This window comes from Kitasatospora sp. NPDC059088 (assembly GCF_042738155.1).
GTDB lineage: Bacteria > Actinomycetota > Actinomycetes > Streptomycetales > Streptomycetaceae > Kitasatospora.
Genome location: NZ_JBHYGR010000078.1, coordinates 1 through 866, shown reverse-complemented (window position 1 = coordinate 866; position 866 = coordinate 1). Strand labels below are relative to the sequence as shown.

General features: G+C 75.5%; 1 protein-coding gene and 1 tRNA gene. Both read left to right on the top strand.

Translation table 11 applies throughout. The annotated features are described in order from the left end of the window. Positions 1-145 precede the first annotated feature (145 nt). Positions 146-703: a bifunctional DNA primase/polymerase gene (locus ACFWXO_RS29005; RefSeq protein ID WP_375883338.1), complete on the top strand. Its 558-nt coding sequence runs from the start codon at positions 146-148 to the stop codon at positions 701-703. A gap of 68 nt (positions 704-771) precedes the next feature. Then, a tRNA-Lys gene (locus ACFWXO_RS29000) sits at positions 772-845 on the top strand. Positions 846-866: the final 21 nt, after the last annotated feature.

The following is an 866-nucleotide window of genomic DNA, read 5'->3' as shown; positions in this document are numbered from 1 at the left end:
GCGCCCCCCCCACACCCCCCCCCCCGCCGCCCCGCGCAGCGGCCCACGCCCCCCCCCCCCGGAGGGTACGCGATCGCCCGTCACCCTGTCCGGCGAACGGGGCTTTCCACCACGCCGGGGGCGCGCACGGCGCAGGCTGCTGGGCGTGGACATCTGGACGCACCAGTCGGTGGAGTACGTCACCGTGGCCGGGGAGGCCTGGCTGGCCTCTGCCAGCGAGTACCCGCGCAGCATGCGCGCCTTGTGGGAGGCCCGCCCGTGGGCACCCTCCGTGCTGCCCTGCGGGCGGGCCTTCGACGTGATCAGCATGCCGTCGCTGTTCGGCCGCCGGGTGCTGGACGAGCTGTGGGCCTCCGGCCCCGGCTGCGGCCCGGTCGCGGCCTACCGCGGGCGCACCCTGCTGTTCGTCCGGCCCGGCACCGCGCCCCGGCTGCGCCGGCTGCTGGCCTGGGAGGAGTGGGCCCGGGACGTGCCGCCGCTGCTGTGCCACGGCAAGGGCGACGCGGTGACCGTCCCGCCGTTGCAGCGGATGGTGCACGGTCCGGACTCCCCCGGCCGGGGCACCGGCCGCTGGATCGTCGCCCCGGAGGAGCGGGAGCCCTGGCTGCCCGGGGCCTCGGTGGTGCTGTGGGCCTGTGTGCGGGCGGCGCGCGAGCCCGGTACCGGCGCCGTGGCCGAACCGGTCCTGGTGACCCGGGGGTGAACGGAGGGCGGCCGGTATTCGATTTTGGCTCGACCGCCGGCCGCTGCTACAGTTTTCTCTGTCAGCAGGCGCCGCTAGCTCAGTTGGTTAGAGCAGCTGACTCTTAATCAGCGGGTCCGGGGTTCGAGTCCCTGGCGGCGCACAGACAGCCGGAAGGCCCCTT